At 65.2% G+C, this 19,045-nt stretch carries 14 protein-coding genes; 9 read left to right on the top strand and 5 right to left on the bottom strand.

Annotation, left to right across the window (positions count from 1 at the left end; all coding sequences use genetic code 11):
- Positions 1–16 precede the first annotated feature (16 nt).
- From G9Q80_RS17180 to G9Q80_RS17165, 4 genes are all read left to right on the top strand, one after another.
- A complete protein-coding gene (locus G9Q80_RS17180; protein WP_043141016.1) occupies positions 17–1,198 on the top strand; it encodes a toxic anion resistance protein in 1,182 nt (393 codons plus the stop codon).
- Between the two features lie 8 nt (positions 1,199–1,206).
- Positions 1,207–2,175: a DUF2927 domain-containing protein gene (locus tag G9Q80_RS17175; protein WP_043141014.1), complete on the top strand. Its 969-nt coding sequence runs from the start codon at positions 1,207–1,209 to the stop codon at positions 2,173–2,175.
- Between the two features lie 15 nt (positions 2,176–2,190).
- Complete coding sequence (locus tag G9Q80_RS17170; RefSeq protein WP_088714749.1) at positions 2,191–3,318, top strand: SPFH domain-containing protein; 1,128 nt, start codon at positions 2,191–2,193, stop codon at positions 3,316–3,318.
- Between the two features lie 74 nt (positions 3,319–3,392).
- A complete protein-coding gene (locus G9Q80_RS17165) occupies positions 3,393–3,983 on the top strand; it encodes a DUF3228 family protein (protein WP_198549973.1) in 591 nt (196 codons plus the stop codon).
- Between the two features lie 13 nt (positions 3,984–3,996).
- On the opposite strand, the gene G9Q80_RS17160 is transcribed toward G9Q80_RS17165, so the two are convergent.
- A complete protein-coding gene (locus tag G9Q80_RS17160; RefSeq protein WP_088714748.1) occupies positions 3,997–4,530 on the bottom strand; it encodes a hypothetical protein in 534 nt (177 codons plus the stop codon).
- Positions 4,531–4,673: 143 nt separating this feature from the next.
- Between G9Q80_RS17160 and G9Q80_RS17155 the strand changes: the two genes are divergently transcribed.
- The 3 genes from G9Q80_RS17155 (at position 4,674) to dtd (ending at position 7,280) form a co-directional block, all read left to right on the top strand.
- A complete protein-coding gene (locus G9Q80_RS17155; RefSeq protein WP_223306193.1) occupies positions 4,674–5,825 on the top strand; it encodes a TFIIB-type zinc finger domain-containing protein in 1,152 nt (383 codons plus the stop codon).
- A gap of 115 nt (positions 5,826–5,940) precedes the next feature.
- Complete coding sequence (locus G9Q80_RS17150) at positions 5,941–6,840, top strand: carbohydrate kinase family protein (RefSeq protein ID WP_088714747.1); 900 nt, start codon at positions 5,941–5,943, stop codon at positions 6,838–6,840.
- On the top strand, positions 6,837–7,280 hold the full coding sequence (gene dtd, locus G9Q80_RS17145; RefSeq protein WP_088714746.1) for a D-aminoacyl-tRNA deacylase: 444 nt from the start codon (positions 6,837–6,839) through the stop codon (positions 7,278–7,280). The genes G9Q80_RS17150 and dtd overlap by 4 nt, the downstream gene beginning before the upstream one ends.
- 168 nt (positions 7,281–7,448) lie before the next feature.
- Here the strand turns inward: dtd and G9Q80_RS17140 are convergent, their stop codons facing one another.
- The 4 genes from G9Q80_RS17140 to G9Q80_RS17125 form a co-directional block, all read right to left on the bottom strand.
- Positions 7,449–8,630 (bottom strand): HlyD family type I secretion periplasmic adaptor subunit, encoded by a 1,182-nt coding sequence (locus G9Q80_RS17140; RefSeq protein ID WP_088714745.1) that lies wholly within the window; start codon positions 8,628–8,630, stop codon positions 7,449–7,451.
- The gene (locus G9Q80_RS17135) at positions 8,631–10,826 is read right to left on the bottom strand and encodes an ATP-binding cassette domain-containing protein (RefSeq protein ID WP_088714832.1); all 2,196 of its coding nucleotides are present in this window, start codon (positions 10,824–10,826) and stop codon (positions 8,631–8,633) included.
- 17 nt (positions 10,827–10,843) lie between these two features.
- On the bottom strand, positions 10,844–12,160 hold the full coding sequence (locus G9Q80_RS17130) for a TolC family protein (RefSeq protein ID WP_232788179.1): 1,317 nt from the start codon (positions 12,158–12,160) through the stop codon (positions 10,844–10,846).
- Between the two features lie 87 nt (positions 12,161–12,247).
- On the bottom strand, positions 12,248–16,615 hold the full coding sequence (locus G9Q80_RS17125; protein ID WP_168246506.1) for an Ig-like domain-containing protein: 4,368 nt from the start codon (positions 16,613–16,615) through the stop codon (positions 12,248–12,250).
- A gap of 361 nt (positions 16,616–16,976) precedes the next feature.
- Here G9Q80_RS17125 and G9Q80_RS17120 point away from each other — a divergent pair, with 361 nt between their 5' ends.
- Together G9Q80_RS17120 and G9Q80_RS17115 are read left to right on the top strand one after the other, a co-directional pair.
- Positions 16,977–17,471, top strand: a complete 495-nt coding sequence (locus G9Q80_RS17120; protein WP_088714742.1) for a flavin reductase family protein — start codon at positions 16,977–16,979, stop codon at positions 17,469–17,471.
- A 213-nt stretch (positions 17,472–17,684) separates the two neighbouring features.
- Complete coding sequence (locus G9Q80_RS17115; RefSeq protein WP_232788178.1) at positions 17,685–19,025, top strand: cytochrome-c peroxidase; 1,341 nt, start codon at positions 17,685–17,687, stop codon at positions 19,023–19,025.
- Positions 19,026–19,045 lie beyond the last annotated feature (20 nt).

Raw genomic sequence — 19,045 nt, 5'->3', positions numbered from 1 at the left:
TTGAACGGGGGATCCCATGTCTGAAAACATACGTCAGGAAGCCGAAAAGACCGTGGCCTTGGTCGACGAGGTGAACGCCGTTGTTCTGCCCGATCCGGTCGAGGCAAACGCCGTCGTGCCGCTCAAGGATGCACCTGCCGAGGTCAGTGGCGAGATCCGCTCTCGGATGGACGAACTGGACATGGCGGATACCAATTCCATCGTCTCCTTCGGCTCTGCCGCCCAGGCCGAACTGCAGGAAATCAGCCAGGCCATGCTGACCGACGTGCGCAACAAGGACGTGGGTCCGGCGGGCGACTCGCTGCGCAACATCGTCACCACGATCCGCGGTTTTTCCGTGTCCGAGCTGGACGTGCGCCGCGAGCGCAGCTGGTGGGAGAAACTGTTGGGCCGCGCCGCGCCCTTCGCCAAATTCACCGCCCGTTTCGAGACCGTGCAAGGCCAGATCGACAAGGTCACTGACGACCTGCTGAAGCACGAGCATGTCCTGCTCAAGGACATCAAGTCGCTCGACCTGCTGTATGAAAAGACCCTGCAGTTCTACGATGAGCTGGCCCTGTATATCTCGGCCGGCGAGGCCAAGATCGAGGAACTCGACACCACCGTGATCCCCGCCAAGGAGGCCGAGGTGCAGGCCGCACCCGAGGGCGAACAGGTGATGAAGGCGCAGGAACTGCGTGACCTGCGCGGCGCCCGCGACGACCTGGAACGCCGGGTGCATGACCTCAAGCTGACCCGCCAGGTCACCATGCAGTCGCTGCCCTCGATCCGGCTGGTGCAGGAAAACGACAAGTCGCTGGTCACCAAGATCAACTCGACCCTCGTCAACACCGTGCCGCTCTGGGAAACCCAGCTGGCGCAGGCGCTGACGATCCAGCGGTCGAAACAGGCGGCCGCCGCCGTGCGCGACGCCAATGACCTGACCAACGAACTGCTGACCTCGAACGCCGCCAACCTGCGCGACAGCAACAAGATGATCCGCGAAGAGATGGAGCGCGGCGTCTTCGACATCGAGGCCGTCAAGCAGGCCAACGCCGACCTGATCGCCACCATCGAGGACAGCCTGCAGATCGCCGACGAGGGCAAGGCGCGCCGCGCCAAGGCCGAGGAGGAACTGCAGAAGATGGAGCACGAACTGCGCGATACGCTTGCCTCTGCCAAGTCCCGGCGCGAAGCGGCCGGATCGGTTCCGGGCTGAGGAAGACCATGAAGGGCGGCCTGAAAACAGCATTGGCACTTTCGGCTGCCCTGATCCTGTCGGGGTGTGTCGGCTCTGATCTTGCGCCGCGCAAGACGGGGGTCAAACCGGCGGCACGGCCGGCAACGCTGGCCCCCGCCGAAAAGCCGGCTGCAGAGCCCTCGCGCGCCAGCCGGGCCCTGACGCAATACTATGGCCGCGTGCAGAACGATCTCCTGGCGCGCGGCCTCCTGCGTACCGATGGCGGCGGGCCGGACACGGCCTTTACCGACACGATGCTGGTCCGGAACTTCGCGGCCATCGCGCTCGAAGAGGAATACGAACGCGGCGCCGGCCTGCGGCCGTCGTCAGGCGCGCCCAGCGCGATCAAGAAATGGACAATCCCGGTCCGCATGACGACCGAGTTCGGCCCCGGCGTCCCGAAGGACCAGATCGCAGAGTCTCGCGCCCAGGTCGCCTCGTTCGCGGCACGCCTGTCGCGGGTCACCGGGCATCCGATCTCGATGGTCGACCGCAACCCCAATTACCACGTCCTGTTTATGTCCGAGGACGACGCCGGCCTGATCGCCCCGCGCATCCGCGAGATCGTGCCGGACGTGAACCCGACTGCGCTGCGCATCTTCGACAACCTGCCGCGCGGCATCCACTGCGTCGTGGTCGCCTTCTCGCGCAGCCCGGGCGGCTATGACTATGGCACCGCCATCGCGGTGATCCGGTCGGAACATCCGCCGCTCTTGCGCCGATCCTGCATCCACGAGGAACTGGCACAGGGCATGGGCTTGGGCAATGACAGCCCCCGCGCCCGGCCGTCCATCTTCAACGACGACGATGAATTCGCGCTGCTGACGGGCCATGACGAGATGCTGCTGAAAATCCTCTACGACCCGCGTCTGAAACCGGGGATGAGTGCCGAAGAGGCACTGCCGATCGTGCAGAAGAAAGCCGCAGAATTGATGGGCACCACGGGACCAAGCTGATTTAGGGAGAGTAACATGGGCATCTGGGATTTCCTTTCGGGACAGTTCATCGACGTCATCCACTGGACGGACGACACCCGCGACACGATGGTCTGGCGGTTCGAACGTGAAGGCCACGAGATCAAGTACGGCGCCAAGCTGACGGTGCGCGAAGGCCAGGCCGCGGTCTTTGTCCACGAGGGCCAGCTTGCGGATGTCTTCACCCCCGGTCTCTATATGCTCGAGACCAACAACATGCCGATCATGACTTCGCTGCAGCACTGGGACCATGCGTTCCAGTCGCCGTTCAAGTCCGAGGTCTATTTCGTCAACACCAACCGCTTCACCAACCTCAAGTGGGGCACCAAGAACCCGATCATGCTGCGCGACCCGGAATTCGGGCCGACCCGTATCCGGGCCTTTGGCACCTATTCGATCAAGGTGGCCGACCCCGCGCTCTTCATGACCGAAATCGTCGGCACCGACGGCGAATTCACGATGGACGAGATCAGTTTCCAGATCCGCAACATCATCGTGCAGGAGTTCTCCAAGGACATCTCTGCCAGCGGAATCCCTGTGCTGGACATGGCCGCCAATACCGGCGAGGTCGCCGAGTTGATCCGCAAGGCCATCGACCCGGTGATCCACCAGTACGGGCTTGAACTGGCCGAGCTCTACATCGAGAACATCTCGCTGCCCGAAGCCGTGGAAAAGGCGCTGGATGCGCGGACTTCGCGCGGGATCGCGGGCAACCTCGACGACCACATGAAATGGAAGGCCGCCGAGGCAATGGGCCAGGGCGGCGCGATGGACCAGTCGATGGGCATGGGGTTCGGCGCCGGCATGGGGATGCAGATGGCCAATGCGATGGGCCAGCAAGGCCCCTGGGGCGCAGCGCCCCAGCAGCAGGAACGCCCGCAGCCCGCCGCTGCGCCGATGGCGCCGCCGCCACCGCCGGTCGAACATGTCTGGCACCTGGCCAAGAACGGGCAGACTTCCGGCCCCTACTCCAAGGCGGACCTGGGCAAGATGGTCGCCAGCGGTGAATTGACCCGCGAAACCCATGCCTGGACCCAGGGGCAGGACGGATGGAAACGGGCCGGAGAGGTGCCGGAGCTTGCACAGCTCTTCACCGTCATGCCGCCACCGCCGCCGCCGATGTAAGCGACAGCGTGCCCCCGTCCCGGGCTTGCCCCGGGATCTCGCGCCCCACAGACATCGCAAAGCAAGGACGTATCATGCAGATCGCCATGACCGATTTCGCGCGCCGCAATTGGCAGCCGCGCGCCAGCGGCACGCTGATCGAGGGTATCTCACCCGAAGAGCTGACCGACCGATGCAACGCCGCCATTGCGGGAGGCGCGGCGCTGGCCGATGGCTATGCCCCTTTCTGCAAACACCTGTTCCTTGAAAACGACACCCCCACCCGTTGCGGCTTTGGCCCCATCACCCCGGAGAACGCCCACCTGCTGCGCAGCGGCTACGCCGCACGCCGTGAGGGCGAAATGGCGGTTCTGGAACGCTGGTTCGAAGGCGAGGCGCCCGTGGCGCACTGGCTGGACGTGATCCTCTACAGCCACGCGCAACTGGTGGCCGAGGCCGCCGACTACCCAGAGGAACAGGGCGTTCCCGATTGTGACTGGGGCGTGGTCTCTATCATAGGCACTCTGGAACCGGTCGAGCCACCGATGCCACCGATCACGCAATGGCGCAACGCCCTGGGGCGCGCGGCCGGCGGGTCGGGGCAAGAGATTGACCCCGACGCCTATGCCAGGGCCGTTGCCTTTTGGGATCGTCACGCCGCCGTCAGGCCACCCGAAGACACCTGACGGCCCACGGGTGTCACCGCGTCAGCAGGCTCAGCATCGGCGGAGCATTGCAGGCATCGCCGGGAAAGTCGAACCCCTCGACCCTGATCGCCGGAAAGGGCTCGCCCGGTGCTACCTGGCTTTCAAAGATCAACCGGTTGTCGACGCAGATGTCCTGCGCCGCGTTGCCGATGTTGAAGCCGAACCCGTCCTTGCCGCAGTCATTCCCCTCGCCGTTCATATTCCAGGCCTGCGGCATCCAGATGCCTTCGCCGTCCACAAGGAAACTAGCCGACGCAGGGTCGAAATGCAGCCGCCAGCTGGTTTCCTCATTCAGCATGGTTAGCGCCCAGCGGCCCACCGGCTCTCCCTCCTTGCTGCCCTCGATCACGAAACAGCTCAGATCCTGCGCAAGGACGAAGGGGCCACTGATGGCGGCGCTGTCATATTGCAGCGCGCCCTTGACCGAGTAGCCGCCACCGCCGGTCCATTCAAAGGCATAGGTCACGGGCTCTGCCAGGGCGGCCCCCGCCAGCCACACAAATCCCAGGACCAGACCTCGCATCATTCGAACGCTCCCTTGCCAGCTGCCGCCACGCTAGCCTCCGCGTCGGGCAGCGCCAAGGGCAGGCAACCGGGATTTTCCCTTTCCCCGGGAACCAATCCGCGCAAGGATGCGGACAAACGCCACAGCTTGATGCCTTTTTCGACATGAGTGATCTGCCCCCACCTCCCCCCTCCGACGCCCCACCGCCACCGGCCTCGTCCAAGGACGCCACGGACGAGCACCGCTTTCCCTGCGACCAATGTGGCGCCGATTTCCGGTTCGACCCGGACAGGGGCATGTTGGTCTGCGAACACTGCGGCAACACCTCCGAGGTCGATGTCGCCACCGGCCCCTGGGAGGGCGGCATCCGCGAACTCGATTTCCAAGCCGCGATGAACAATCTCCTGCCCTTGCAGGAAATGGAGGAAACCCGGGTTTCGACCTGCCCGAACTGCGCCGCGCAGGTGGAATTCGATCCCGACGTCCATTCCGCCGAATGCCCGTTTTGCGCTACGCCCGTCGTCACCGACACCGGCACGCACCGGCACATCAAGCCGCGCGGTCTGCTGCCCTTCGCACTGGACGAACGCGCTGCACACGATGCGATGAACGAATGGCTGGGCAAGCTCTGGTTCGCGCCCAACGGCTTGCAGGAATACGCCCGCAAGGGACGCAAGCTGACCGGCATCTACGTCCCCTTCTGGACCTTCGATGCGGATACAAGCTCGGACTATCGCGGCGAACGCGGAACCGTCTACTACGAGACCCGGCAGGTCATGCGCGACGGCAAGATGGAAACAGAGCGCGTGCAAAAGATCCGCTGGACCCGCGTGTCTGGCCGGGTCAAACGCTTCTTCGACGACGTTCTGGTGCTGGCCTCAAAGGCCCTGCCAAAACGGTACACCGACGCGCTGGAGCCTTGGGATCTCTCGGCGATGGAGCCTTACAGGCCGGAATTCCTGGCCGGTTTCCGGGCCGAAGGCTACCAGGTCGACCTCGACGAAGGTTTCGCCGAGGCCAAGGTCAAGATGGACCAGCAGATTCACCGCGACGTGAAATTCGACATCGGCGGAGACCGCCAGCGCGTGCACAACATCGACACCGAGATGCGCGACATCACCTTCAAGCACGTCCTGCTGCCGGTCTGGATGGCCGCCTACAAGTACCGCGGCCAAAGCTATCGGTTCGTGGTCAACGGCCGGTCGGGCCGGGTGCGCGGCGAACGCCCCTGGTCGGTCTGGAAAATCACCTTTGCCGTGGTGCTGGGCCTGATCGTCGCCGGCGGCATCGGCTACCTGATCGCCGTGAACCAGTAAATCGCAGCGCCTTGCCGCTGGCGGACCGAACTCTTCCACTTTCTACGCCGCTCGGGCTTTGACCAGGGCCGTACTGCGGTATAGTTAGCGCAAACAACAAACAGGGAGAGCGCCCATGATCCTCTGCTGCGGCGAAGCACTGATCGACATGTTGCCCCGCGAGACGGGCACAGGGGAACAGGCCTTTGCGCCCTATGCGGGCGGGGCGGTCTTCAACACGGCAATCGCCCTGGGCCGGCTTGGTGCGCCCTCCGGCTATCTTGGCGGGCTGTCGCAGGATCTCTTCGGCCAGATCCTGGCCGAGGCCCTGGCCGCCTCGCAGGTCGACTACAGCCTCTGCCCCCGCTCGTCCCGGCCGACCACGCTGGCCTTCGTCACCCTCACGAACGGGCAGGCGCAATACGCCTTCTACGACGAGAACACCGCCGGGCGAATGCTGTCGGAGCCAGAATTGCCGGACCTCGGCCTTGGCACAGAGGCGCTCTTCTTCGGCGGCATCAGCCTTGTCTCGGAGCCGCAGGCCAACAGCTACGCCACGCTCTGCGCCGGTGCGGGCGACCGTGTCGTGATGATCGATCCGAACATCCGTCCCGGCTTCATCACCGACGAAACCGCCTATCGCGCGCGCCTGGTGCGGATGCTGTCCCGTGCCGATATCGTCAAGCTCTCGGACGAGGACATGGACTGGCTCGGCACCGACCCCGACACATTGCTGCGCGAAGGAACTGCGGTGGTGCTGGTCACGCGCGGCGCCGAGGGTGTCGATGTCGTCACCCGCGAGGGCGAGACTCGCGTCCCGGCCCGAAAAGTCGAGGTGGTCGACACTGTGGGCGCTGGCGACACCTTCAACGCAGGCTTCCTTGCCGGCCTGCATCGGGCCGGTCTGCTGACCCGCCCCGCCCTGGCCGCAGCCTGGGGCACCGATCTCGCCAAGGCTGCGGACCTGGGCGTCCGCGCCGCAGCCGTCACCGTCAGCCGCGCGGGCGCCAATCCCCCCTGGGAGGCCGAGCTGTGAGGGCCCTGATCCAGCGCGTCACCTCGGCCCGGGTCGATGTCGGCGGCGCCACCATCGGAGAAATCGGCCAGGGTATGCTGGTGCTGATCTGCGCCATGCAGGGCGATGCCGAGGCAGAAGCCGACAAGCTCGCCGCCAAGATTGCCAAGCTGCGCATCTTCAAGGACGACGAGGGGCGCATGAACCGATCTCTCCTCGACATCGGGGGCGCTGCGCTGGTGGTCAGCCAGTTCACACTTGCTGCCGACACGTCGCGCGGCAACCGCCCCGGCTTTTCCACCGCCGCACCGCCCGCCGAGGGAGAAAGGCTCTACGAGTATTTCGCCAGCGCGCTACAGGCGCAGGGCCTGCCCATTGCCACGGGCCGTTTCGGCGCCGACATGGCTGTGAGCCTCGTCAACGATGGGCCAGTGACCATCTGGATGGATTCGGACGGATAGGTCGCCACGCGGGGGCCAGCCCCCGCACCCCCGGGAGTATTTGAACCAAGAAGAAACACATGGCGCGTCCTTGGGCTTCTTCTTGGCGCAAATACCCGAAAGACTCCGAGCCCAGAGCCGAAGTCGGCGGGCGAGAGACAAAGCGCCGCCGCAGGCGGCCCATTCGGATCACGGTTCGCGGAAGGCTTCGCGCGACTTGTAGAGCGGTTTCAGCAGGTATTGCAGGACGGTTTTCTGACCCGTGTGCAGTTCGGCCTGCGCCTGCATTCCGGGGCGGATTTCCATCGCCACCTGGCGGTCGGTCAGGGCCGACATGTCCACCCGTACCGTGACCTTGTAATGCGGCTCCGACTCGGGGCGGCGCTCGTCCTTGAAGGTATCGGCCGAGATCACCGAAACGCGGCCCTTCAGCGTGCCGTAGATCGTGTAGTCATAGGCGGTCAGCTTGATCGTCGCCTCCTGCCCCGGTCGAATGCCCGCGATGTCCTGCGGTCGCACCTTGGCCTCGACGTACAGGTCTTCGTCGACGGGGATGATCTGCATGATCTCCTCGCCCGGGCGCACGACGCCGCCGATGGTCGTGACCGACAGCTTGTTGACGATACCATGCATGGGCGAGGTCAATACCGTCCGGTCCAACTGGTCCTGCGAGGCCTTGAGGTTCTGCTGCAGTGTCGCCAGTTCCTTGAGCGTTTCCGAGTATTCCTCGGCCCGGACGAGTTCCGTCTGGGTGACGATCTCGTCATAGGATTTCTGCGCGTCCGCGTGCGCCTTGCGGGCCCGGGTCACCTCGATCAGGGCGACCACCTTCTTGTCCAGCAGGTCCTCCATCAGCTTCAGCTCCGAGGCCGCCTGTTCCAGCACCCTGTCCGCGCCCTGCCGTCGTTTGAAGTAGTCCGATTGCCGCGCAGCCAGCAGCGCCTGTTCCGAAGCGACCATCTGCGGTGACCGCTGCGCCAGGTCGCGCGGCACCTCGACCACCGAGGCGCCCTGCAGTTCGGCCTCCAGCCGCAGGCGGCGGATTTCCAGCGCGGTGATCTGGTCCTGCAGGTCATCGACCGAGGATCTGAATTGTGTTCCATGCAGCCGCGCCAGCACATCGCCACGCAGCACCTCGTCGCCTTCCTTGACCAACAGCTCGGACAGGATACCGCCTTCGAGGTTCTGGATGATCTGCGGACGCGAGGACGAGATGATCTCGCCATCGCCGCGGACGATTTCGTCCAGCCAGGCAAAGTTGGCCCAGATGATGAAGGCCCAGACCGACCCGGCGCAAAGCCAGATCGTCAGCGATGGCCCCTTGATGTCCTTCGACAGCTGCGCGGAAAGATTGGTTGCCGTGGTCGCCATTTACGCGCTCCCCGTCTGGACGGTGCGCAGGTGATCCAGCACCTGGTCGCGCGGCCCGTCGATCGCCATGCGGCCGTTCGCCAGGATCAGCGTGCGCGAGGCGAGGCTGAGGATCGGCACGCGATGCGTCGCGATCACCGCCGTGCGCCCCTCCAGCCAGGACTCCAGCCGAGAGATCAGCGTTTTTTCCAGCGTCTGGTCCAACGCGGCCGTGGGTTCGTCCAGCAGGCAGACATCCGGGTCCTGCAACCAGAGCCGCGCCCAGCCGATGGATTGACGCTGCCCCACCGACAGGCCCTCGCCGCCGTCACGAATGTCGAGGTCCAGCCCCTTGGGATGCGATTTCACGAACTGTCCCAGCCCGGCAAAATCCAGCGCCTCCAGCAGGCGGTCGTCGTCGCGTTCCAGCAGGCTGAGGTTGAGGTTGTCACGCAGCGTGCCGTGAAACAGCCGGACCTCCTGGCCCAGATAACCGATGGACCGACGCAGGTCGCGCGGCTCGATCTGGGCCATTTCCGTGCCATCGATCAGGATCTTGCCGCTGGCGGGCGCGTAGAGACCAGACAACAGCTTGAGCAGTGTCGACTTGCCGGACCCGTTGGCCCCCAGCACCGCGATCGTCTGGCCCGGCTGGATCGTCAGCTTGTCCAGGTCCAGTACAGCGGCGCCTTCGGGATCGTAGCGATAGCTGGCCTCGCGCAGTTCGTACTGTCCTTGCAGGCGTTCGCGGCGCAGGTAATGGCGCGCCTCGGCACGGTCCTGGGGAACATTGGCGATGCCGTCCAGCCCGTCTAGCGCCGCCTTGACGTTGCCCCAGCGGGCCAGGATGCCCGCAAGCTGAGTCAGCGGCGCCAGCGTTCGCGATGACAGGATGCCCACCGCGATGATCGAGCCGACGGTGAATTCCCCGGCAAAGACGAGATAAGTTCCGGTGATGACCGCACCGACATAGGTGGCCTGTTGCACCCCCTGGCTCCAGAAGGTCAGCGTGGCGGCCAGACGGCGTTGATCCGAGGATTTCAGCGCCTGAACGGCGGTCAGTTCCTCCCAGACGCGGGCAAAGCGATCTTCGGCACGCTGGGTCTTGATCGTGTCCAGTTCGACCACCGCCTCTTGCAGCAGGCGCGATTGCCGGGCACTGGCGCCCTGCATTTTCTGTGTCAGGCGGATCATGCGTTTCTGAAGGAAGAAACCGGGGATGACCATCAACAGGCCGCCCGCGATCAGGACCCAGACCACGCTGCCCGCGATGGACCAGACCAGCAGCAGAAAGACAAAGATGAAGGGGATGTCGGCCAGCGCCCCCACAGTCGAGGCGGTAAAGAACTCACGCACCGAGCCGAATTCGCGCACGGCGGCAAACAGCTGCGAGGGCGATCGCCCCGGCAGGTCCGACCGCATCCCCAGCAGGCGATTCATCAACAGGCCCTGAACGCCCATCTCGATTTGGCGCCCCGCCCCGTCGAGGAGCTGCGAGCGAGAGACCTTGAGCAGGGCCTCCAACAGCAAAGCGATCACGGCGCCCGCGGCCAGCACCCAGAGCGTCGCCTCGGACTGGTGCGGGATCACCCGATCATAGACCTGCAACGAGAACAGGGCGACCGAAACCGCGAGGATATTCGCCACGAAGGACCCCAGCGCGACCTCGGCGAAATGCTTGCGAAAGCGCGCGAACTGGCCCCAGAACCAATGCGCCTGCCGTTCGGTCGCGGCATGGACCTCGGACAGGGCCTGCACCGGCGCCTCGGCCTGCAGGAGTTGCCCGGCAAAGACCGAGCCGAATTCGCCCAGCGATACCTCGGACCGGCGCGAGGCGGCGGTTTCGTCGTAGATGGTGAGGCTGTGCCCCTCTTGCGAGAGCACCAGCACCGCCTGGCCATTGGTCATCAGCGCCAGCGCGGGCCACAGTCCGGGCACAAGGCTGTCCGGCGTTTCGACATGGGCGACCAGCCCGGCGGCCTGCAGGCCCGCCAGCAGCGCCCCGGCATCATAGCTGTCGCCCGATCCGGCACGGGGCGACAGGGCTTCGAGAATGTCCGAGAGCCTGGGCTCGACCCCAAGCCGCCCGGCCAGCACGCGGATCAGCGTGGCACGGGCGCGGGCACGGTCGGTATGACGAGGGGCGCGGCGGGCGGCATTGGCGGCGGCCCCGGCGGGCACGGCGCGCAACATCGCCTTGCCGGCCTTCCCCGCCATCTCGAACATGCCCTTGCTCACATCTGCGCCCCTTCGGCCAGGGCCCCGCGCAGGCGGGCCAGTTCCAGTTCCGCGCGCGCGGCCTTGTATTTCAGCTCTATGGCCGTCTCCAGCGCGGCGGCATAGGTCTCGTAGACGCCGACCACGTCCATGACCTGTCTCTGGCCGCCGTCGTACTGGCGCTGGAACAGGTCGAGGTTCTGCTTGGCCTGCCGGGTCAGTAGCTCTGCCTCCTTGGCCTGGCGCGTATAGGCGGCCAGTTGGCTGGACTGGCTGCGGAGGGCGCGGTCCGCGGTTTCGCGGGCTTCACCGATCCGGCGCTCGGCGGCCTCCTTGCTGGCTTCGATGGCCCGCAGGTCCGACACGGTGCCCAGCGAAAACAGCGAATCCGACCCGATGTCGAGACTGCCCAGCCGCCCGCTGTCACCAACCGAGCCGCTGGCCACGAGACTGGGCAGATGGCTTGCGCGGGCAATTTTCGCCTCGGCCACGGCGATGTCACGTTCGACCTGCGCCCTGAGCACGCCCAGCGCTGCCCCGCCCGAGGCATCGCGCAGCCCACCAAGACCTCGCACCTCTGTCAGCGGGCGCCCCGCCATCGCGTCGAGCTCTTCCAGCGCGGTGCGCGCGGTTTCCAGCGCCTCGCCCCGCCGGGCGCGGATGCTGGCAAGCTTCTGTCGCAGGATATTGAGGTCGGACATGTCCGAGACACCGCCCCGCACCCTTTCGTTCATGATCCACTCGAAATGGGTCATATCCTTGAGCGCCAGTTCCAGGTGCGCGGCCAGTTCGCGGTTTTCCTCGGCCCGGATATAGAGTTTCAGCGCGTCGTCCACGCGGTCGTTGCCGTCTTCGACCAGCTTGACGGCGGCCAGTTCCACATGCGCCCTGGCCAGGTCCCGCTCCGCCTTTTTGCGGCCATTGTCGAAGAGCACTTGGTTGATGACCAGGTCGGCCACAAAATCGCCCAGCGAGTTCAAAGAGATGCGAGGTCCGATGGCAGGCAGCCAGTTGTATTTGGCCGCATCGGCCCGCAGCTGCGCCACATGCAGTTCCGCAGCCGCCACCCGGTTGTCCGAGGCGATGACCGCGTTTGCGACGCTGGCATAGGGCGTGCCCGGCTCAACCACCGTGTCACGCAGAGACAGGGCATGGATGACAGGGGCGGCCTGGGCGGGATCAGGGCGCGACGCATTGGCCGCACGCGCAACGGTTTCCTCCGCTGGCGGATTGGAGCCACCTGCGAAACGGGACACAACGCCCATGTCCTTCATGCAGCCCGAGAGCGCGACCGCCACCACGATCATGCCCAGGCCGTGCCTGCCTATCCTCATGTGTGCCCCCGTCTCGGCGCGATTATGGTTATGAAGCGGGATCCGCGGCCCGGTTCTGCGCCGGGCCTGCGGACGGTCTTGATCGGGTCAGGTGACGCCGTGGATCTGGGTGATGTCATCCTCGATCAGCAGGGTCGCGTCGCCAAGGCTGAAGACGTTGAACCCGTTGCCGTCGTTGCCCTCGGCGGTGGCTCCGGTGATTGTCACGCTGTCGTCAGATCCACCCCGGATGGTGACCGTGTCGCTGTTCTCCGACAGCGCCTTGATCTGCGCCTCGGTGATGGTGAGGTTGCTGTCCTCGGCGAAATGCAGGTCGATGGTGTCGATCTGGAAGTCGGACAGGGCCTCTGCGATGTCGTCGGACATCAGCACCGTGTTGGTCAGGGGATCGTCGGTGACGAGGTAGGACCCGGAGGTGTTGCCCGCCGCATCTGTCGAGGCCAGCACAAGGTGCGTGCCATCCGCCACCGACCCGTCGAGGTCGATGTAGGTCTGGCCGATCGCCTCGATATCCGTGCTGGCATCGATGGAAACCGCCGTCACATCCGGCGTTCCCGAAGGATCGCTCAGCTGGCCAAGGAAAACATCGTCCTCGGTGATCTCGGTCCGGATCAGGTCCACCCCGGATCCGTCGCGGCCATAGCCGGTCCAGTTCAGCGTGCCGGGTGCATCGGTATCCACGCTCAGCGTTTCCGTGATGGCGCGAGTGTTGCCCGCGGCGTCCACGGCCTCGATCAGGACCGGGGCAGACAACGTACCTGTGGGAATGGCCGAGGACGGAATGTCCACCGACCAGTTGCCCGAGGCGTCTACCGTGGCCACATGAACCATGCCGCCCACGGTGACCGAGACGCTCGACCCCTGCTCGACCACGCCGGTCAGGGTGACGCCCTGACGGGCCTCTGCCGCGTTGATGACTCCATCCGGCGTGACCGGGTCCGAGGACATGGCCAGCAGGTTGACCTCTGTGTCGATGTCGAAAGCGACCGAGGTCGTTGCCGTGTTGCCCGCCGCATCCGTGGTGTCGATCACCGCAGAGGTGGCCTTTTCTCCGGCGGGAATGTCCCCGGCCTGAAATCCGACGCTCCAGTTGCCGGAGGCATCGACCGTGGCGTCACGGGTGACCCCTTCGAAGGTGACGGAGACGGTGCCGCCCGGCTCTGTCGTGCCGGTCAGGACAAAGCCGTCGCTGGCCTCGTCGGCGTTGATGACATTGTCGCCCTCGACCGGCGCACCGGAGGCGGCAAAGTTCAGCACCTCGGTGTCAACCTGGACGCTGTCGGAACGGGTCAGGGTGTTGCCCGCGCTGTCGGTGATGGTGGCGGAAATATCGGCGGTATAGGTGCCCGGCGCAATTTCTCCGGGGGCGAAGTCCAGCGACCAGTTGCCCGAGGGATCGGTCTGCACCGCGTGCGTCACGCCGTTCAGCGTCACGTTCACCACCTGCCCCGGGTCCGAGGTGCCCTTGATCGTCACCCCGTCCGAGGCCTCGACCAGGTTCACCACATCGTCCCCCTCGACCGGGTCGGGGCTGATGGTCAGCGTGCCCGCATCGGTGTCGATGGTGACGGGCTGGGTGATGGTCTCGGTATTGCCGGCCGGATCGGTCGAGACTGCCGTCAGCGTGACGGTCTGCTCGCCGCTGGGCAGCTGCGCGGGGTCAAAACTGGCGGTCCAGTTGCCGCCCGCGTCCACCGAGGCCTGCACGGTGTGGCCGTTCAGCGTGATGCGCACGCTGCCGCCCGGTTCCGTCGTGCCCGTCAGGACAAGGCCCTGCGCCGCCTCGTCGGCGTTGATGACCGTATCCACCCCGCCCGGGGTGGATGTGATGGCAAAGTTGCGCACGAGTGTATCGACATCGATGCTGCCATTCGCGGTGGCAGTGTTGCCCGCCGGATCGGTCGAGGTCGCGGTGACGTCCAGCGTGCGTTCGCCTGCCGGGATCTCGGCCGCGGCGAAATCGGCGGTCCAGCTGCCATCGGCCGCCACGGTGGCTTGGTGTGTCACCGCACCCAGCGTCACCATGACGGTGCTGCCAGGTTCGGCGGTGCCGGTCAGGGTCACACCATCGCTGCGCTCGGCGGCGTTCACCACGCCGTCACCCTCGACGCCGCTGGTCATGACCGCGACATTGGTTGTCGTGTCGATGGCGATGGTGCCGGTGGCCGTGACCACATTGCCCGCCCCGTCGATGGAGGTCGCCAGAACGTCAAGCGAGGTCTGGCCTTCGGGGATCTCTGCCGCCGGCAGGACCACGGACCAGGTGCCGTCGAAGTTGATCGTCGCGTCATAGGCTGTGCCATTCACCGTGACGGTGACAGAGGAGCCCGCGTCCGTTGCCTCGGTGTATCCGGTCAACAGCACACCATCGGCGCGCTCGGCGGCGTTCACCACCCCGTCGCCTTCGACGGAAGCCGTGTAAACCTCGACATGGTTGGTCACGTCGATCTCGAACCCGCCCGAGGCGAAGGCCATGTTGCCCGCCGGGTCGGTCGAGGTGACGGTGGCCAGGACCGCGATGCTGTCGGCCTGCCCCGCATTTGTCGGCAGGACGCTGGCCGGAAAGGGCATGGACCAGGTGCCATCGGCGCCGACGACGGCGGTGGCCGTCTCGCCATTCAGTTCCAGTGTGACCGTCGCGCCCGGCTCGCCCGTGCCGGTAAAGGCGATCATGCCCGCGTGTTCGGTGCTGTTGACGATACCGTCCACCGCGATGGTCGAAGTGTCGAGCGTCAGCGCCAGTTCGGTGTCGATATCGACGCTGCCGGTGGCGGTCATGGTATTGCCGGCCAGGTCCGTGGCCGTGGCGCTGATCTCAAGCGCCATCGTGCCGCGCGGCAGGCTGACAGAGGGGATGTCGACCGACCAGCCACCGGTTGCGGTGGCCGTGGTCGTATAGCTTTCGCCATTGGTCGAGACGACAACCGTGGCGCCCGGCTCTGCCGTGCCCGTCACGGCGACACCTGCGTCGGCCTCGCCCGCGTTGATGACCCCATCCCCACCGACAATTGCCGTGTTCACGGTGACGGCGGTCTCGGTGTCCACGTCGAAATCATGGCTCGTCGTGACGACATTGCCCGCCGGGTCGGTCGAGACGATCTGCGCCGTGGCGGAATAGGTGCCTGTGGCCAGGTCTCCCTGGGCGAATGTCACGCTCCAGTTGCCATCGGCATCGGCGGTTGTGCTGTGGGTCACGCCATCGACGGTCACGGTGACGGTCGATCCCGCGTCGGTCGTGCCGGTGAAGGTCACGCCTGCGGCGACCTCTCCCCAGGAAATAACGTTGTCGCCGGTCAACGGCAGGTTGGTCAGCTTAATGGTGTTTTCGGTGTCCACCTGCACCACGTCGTAGACCGTGGTGCTGTTGCCGAAATCATCGGTGGCAACAAGGGTGATGTCCTTGCCGTAGGTGCCCGGGGGGAAGACCGCCGAGGAGAAGTCGAAGAACCAGTTGCCGTTCTCGTCGACAACCGTGGTCTGCGTGGTGTCGTCCACTGTGATCGTGATGGTCGAGCCGGGCTCGCCCTCGCCGGTCACGGTGACACCGTCCTGATGGTCGTCATCGTTGACGAGGTCGCCGGTGGAGACGGTGCCGTCGGTCACGTCGACCGGCGGCGGCGTGGTGTCGATCACGAAAGAGGGACCATCGAGGTGAGTCACGGTCCCGTCCGGGTCCGTGACCTTGACGGGAATGTCCGCATAGCTGCCATCGGGTGGGAAATTGTCGCCTTCGAAGACGATCTTCCAGATGCCGTCCTCATCGGCCTCGCCGGTGACGGTGATCCCGCCGATGGTGATCTCGATGATCGAACCGGGGTTGGCCGTGCCGGTGATGGTGAGACTGGGCGTATCGCCGCCGTCGATGGTGTAATCAGCGTCCGGGTCATCCACGGTGGGCGGGGTCCAGCCAAGCCCCCCGCCGCCACCGCCGCCGCCACTGTCGCCGTCTCCGCCACCCAGCAGCGCGGCACCGCCCAGCGCGGCCGCGCCCAGGCCTGCGGCGCCGAGGCCACCCATGCCGATCAGGCCAGCGGCCAGCATGCTGACCTCGTTACCCTCGTCCACGGGGACCGGCGCCTCTGCAACAACGGTCGGTTCGTCGATAAAGATGAGCGCGTCTGTCGGGCTCCACTTGCCCCATTCCTCGGTCGGGCCGTACTGGGCAAAAAGCGCCCCGCCCTCGGCCTCGACGAAAGTGACTTCGTTCAAGGTCCCGTAGGCACTCAGATACAGCTTGCCGCCCGCGTCACCGCCGTCGAAGTAATTTTCGAGCACGATCACGCGGCCATCGGCCAGGGTGATCAGCAGGTCATTCGCGGTCCGATCGTAGCCGCGCACATCCGATTGACTGATGTTGAGGGAAATTTCCTGGCCGCCGGTTGCGTCGATCAGGTAACCTTGACCATCGCTGTTGACTTCACCACGTTCCAAAATGCCCGCACGGGTACGGGTCACGAATTTAATCGCGTTCATAATCACACCGCTCTACCTCTGTGCCCGCCTTATTTTTTGTATGGCGGGCTTGTTATTTCTCATCGCGAAATAACCTAATTTTATCGCTTTCGCTACAGAGAATTTCCCGATTTGCCCGATATGAGGGGGAAACTGCGGCGCCATGCGCCATATCTGCCATGAGCTGTGACAAAAATGTGGCGCCCACCAACAGGGTGCGATTGCGCTTGTCCATCCCTCCTTCCCGGCCGGAAACGGGGTGGACCGGGCGGCGCGCATCTAGGATGGTGCCGGCGGCCAACAAGGAAAGGATGCCCGGTTCTCCACCCTCGGCCAAGGTGGACCCGGCTGCGATACGAGCCAGATGACGCAAGACTTCGATCCCGCACAGACCGATGGCCGCGCTTTCCGCGATGCCCTGGGCCGTTTCGGCACCGGGGTGACGGTGATCACCTGCGCCACGACGACCGGCCCGCTTGGCATCACCGCCAACAGCTTTTCCTCGGTTTCCTTGGATCCGCCGCTGGTGCTCTGGGCTCCGGCGAAATCCTCGTCGCGTTACCCGTTCTTCATGGCGGCAGATCGGTTCGCGATACATGTCATGGGCGCCGACCAATTCGATCTCTGCCGCGCATTCGCCCGCGACGGCGATGCCTTCGACGCCTTCGACTGGCGCCGGAGCGCGTCAGGTGTCCCCCTGATCGAGGGCTGCCTGGCACGTTTCGAGTGCCGTCAGGTGGCAGCGCATGACGGCGGCGACCACTCGATCCTGCTGGGCCATGTGGAACGGGTCAGCTCCCGCGAAGGTGCTCCGCTCTTGTTTCAGGGCGGGCGCTACGGCAGCTTTTCCGCCAACTGATCGCCCGGAACGCCGCAAGAAACCGCGTTGGCGGGAAAGCTGGGCGTCACGGCCCGGATCGGGAACGATTTCCGCTACGGAAACCCTTTGTTTCCCCTAGCGAAAGCGGGATCTGGAAATTCCCGTCTTTTCCAAAGCTTGCCAAGTGGCCCCTGATTGCTCACAGTTTTGTTATCCGCTGACACACTCGGCATTTCAAAAGACAGGTTCGTCATGATCCTCAGATTTTATCGCTCTTTCCCCGGCTTTTGGGCCCCTGCCCTGTTGATCACCCTGGCCACCTTGATGCCCACGCACTCGCGGGCAGATGCGATCCTGGCGCAGGACTTTCTGGATTTCGACGCCCAGGAGGCCCAGCTTGGCCGCCTGCTGTTCTATGACAAGATCCTGTCCGGCAACCAGAACATCAGCTGCGCGACCTGCCATCACCACAGCCTGCACGGCGCCGACGGCATCAGCTTGGGCATCGGCGAAGGCGGCACCGGGTTGGGGCCCGACCGGACCCCGGGCGAGGGCACCCACCGGATCGCCGAACGGGTGCCCCGAAACGCGCCCGCGCTTTGGAACCTCGGACACAGAGAGGTGCGCGAGATGTTCCATGACGGTCGGGTCGAACGGATCGGCGCAGGCTATGTCGCATTCAAGACACCGGCCAAGGAATACACGCCCGCCGGGCTGAACTCTCTGCTGGCGGCGCAGGCCCTGTTCCCGATCAGCTCTCCGACAGAAATGGCCGGGCACCCGGACGAAAACCCGGTCAGCGCCGCCTTTGCCGAACGCATCGACCTGGGTTGGGCCATGCTGGCCGACCGTGTGCGCGAGGTGCCGGAATACCAGCGCCTGTTCAAGGCAACCTATCCCGATGTGCACGATCCCGACGACATCACCATCGTCGAGATCGTGAATGCCATCGCCGCCTTCATCGGGACCGAATGGCAAAGCCATGACAGCCCCTACGACAAGTGGTTGACCGAGGGCACGCCGCTTTCACCCGAGGCAGAGCGTGGGCGGCAGCTCTTTTTCGGGGACGCGGGCTGTTCCGGCTGCCACAACGGGCCACGCTTTACCGATCAGAATTTCTACGCCGTGGGCATCCCGCAGTTCGGGCCGGGCCGGCCCTTTGGCGAAGACACCATGCCGCATGACCTGGGACGGATGGAAACCACCCGCAACCCAGAGGACGCCTACAAGTTCCGCACGCCCTCGCTGCGCAACGTGGCCCTGACCGCGCCCTATGGGCACAACGGCGCCTATCCCACGCTGCGCGCCATGATCCGCCACATGTGCGACCCGCTGACCGCCCGCAGCGAATGGACCCCCGGCATGGCCCGCCTGCCGGACGTGGCCTGGCTGAATGATCGCGACTTCACCCTTGTCGGCGACATGCTGGAAACCGCGCAGCAGGTCGCCTACCTCGATATTTCCCCGGTCGACATGGTCGAGGCGGATATCGACGCGCTCGAGGCCTTTCTGAACGCATTGACCGGCGAAACCGCAGAGAAACGCCCGATGGGCCGGCCAGACACGGTGCCCAGCGGACTGCCGGTGGACTGACGCCCCTTGGCCCCGAATGG

The sequence above is a fragment of the Mameliella sp. LZ-28 genome (assembly GCF_012274245.1).
Classification (GTDB): Bacteria; Pseudomonadota; Alphaproteobacteria; order Rhodobacterales; family Rhodobacteraceae; genus Antarctobacter; species Antarctobacter albus.
The sequence above is the reverse complement of the archived record's forward strand: the minus strand, read 5'-3'. Positions and strand labels throughout refer to the sequence as shown.

What these genes read in the sequence shown, in the direction of transcription:
- G9Q80_RS17180 (WP_043141016.1), top strand. Translation starts at nt 17, where the DNA reads ATGTCTGAAAACATACGTCAGGAAGCCGAAAAGACCGTGGCCTTGGTC.
- G9Q80_RS17175 (WP_043141014.1), top strand. Translation starts at nt 1,207, where the DNA reads ATGAAGGGCGGCCTGAAAACAGCATTGGCACTTTCGGCTGCCCTGATC.
- G9Q80_RS17170 (WP_088714749.1), top strand. Translation starts at nt 2,191, where the DNA reads ATGGGCATCTGGGATTTCCTTTCGGGACAGTTCATCGACGTCATCCAC.
- G9Q80_RS17165 (WP_198549973.1), top strand. Translation starts at nt 3,393, where the DNA reads ATGCAGATCGCCATGACCGATTTCGCGCGCCGCAATTGGCAGCCGCGC.
- G9Q80_RS17160 (WP_088714748.1), bottom strand. Translation starts at nt 4,530, where the DNA reads ATGATGCGAGGTCTGGTCCTGGGATTTGTGTGGCTGGCGGGGGCCGCC.
- G9Q80_RS17155 (WP_223306193.1), top strand. Translation starts at nt 4,674, where the DNA reads ATGAGTGATCTGCCCCCACCTCCCCCCTCCGACGCCCCACCGCCACCG.
- G9Q80_RS17150 (WP_088714747.1), top strand. Translation starts at nt 5,941, where the DNA reads ATGATCCTCTGCTGCGGCGAAGCACTGATCGACATGTTGCCCCGCGAG.
- G9Q80_RS17140 (WP_088714745.1), bottom strand. Translation starts at nt 8,630, where the DNA reads ATGGCGACCACGGCAACCAATCTTTCCGCGCAGCTGTCGAAGGACATC.
- G9Q80_RS17135 (WP_088714832.1), bottom strand. Translation starts at nt 10,826, where the DNA reads ATGGCGGGGAAGGCCGGCAAGGCGATGTTGCGCGCCGTGCCCGCCGGG.
- G9Q80_RS17130 (WP_232788179.1), bottom strand. Translation starts at nt 12,160, where the DNA reads ATGAGGATAGGCAGGCACGGCCTGGGCATGATCGTGGTGGCGGTCGCG.
- G9Q80_RS17120 (WP_088714742.1), top strand. Translation starts at nt 16,977, where the DNA reads ATGACGCAAGACTTCGATCCCGCACAGACCGATGGCCGCGCTTTCCGC.
- G9Q80_RS17115 (WP_232788178.1), top strand. Translation starts at nt 17,685, where the DNA reads ATGATCCTCAGATTTTATCGCTCTTTCCCCGGCTTTTGGGCCCCTGCC.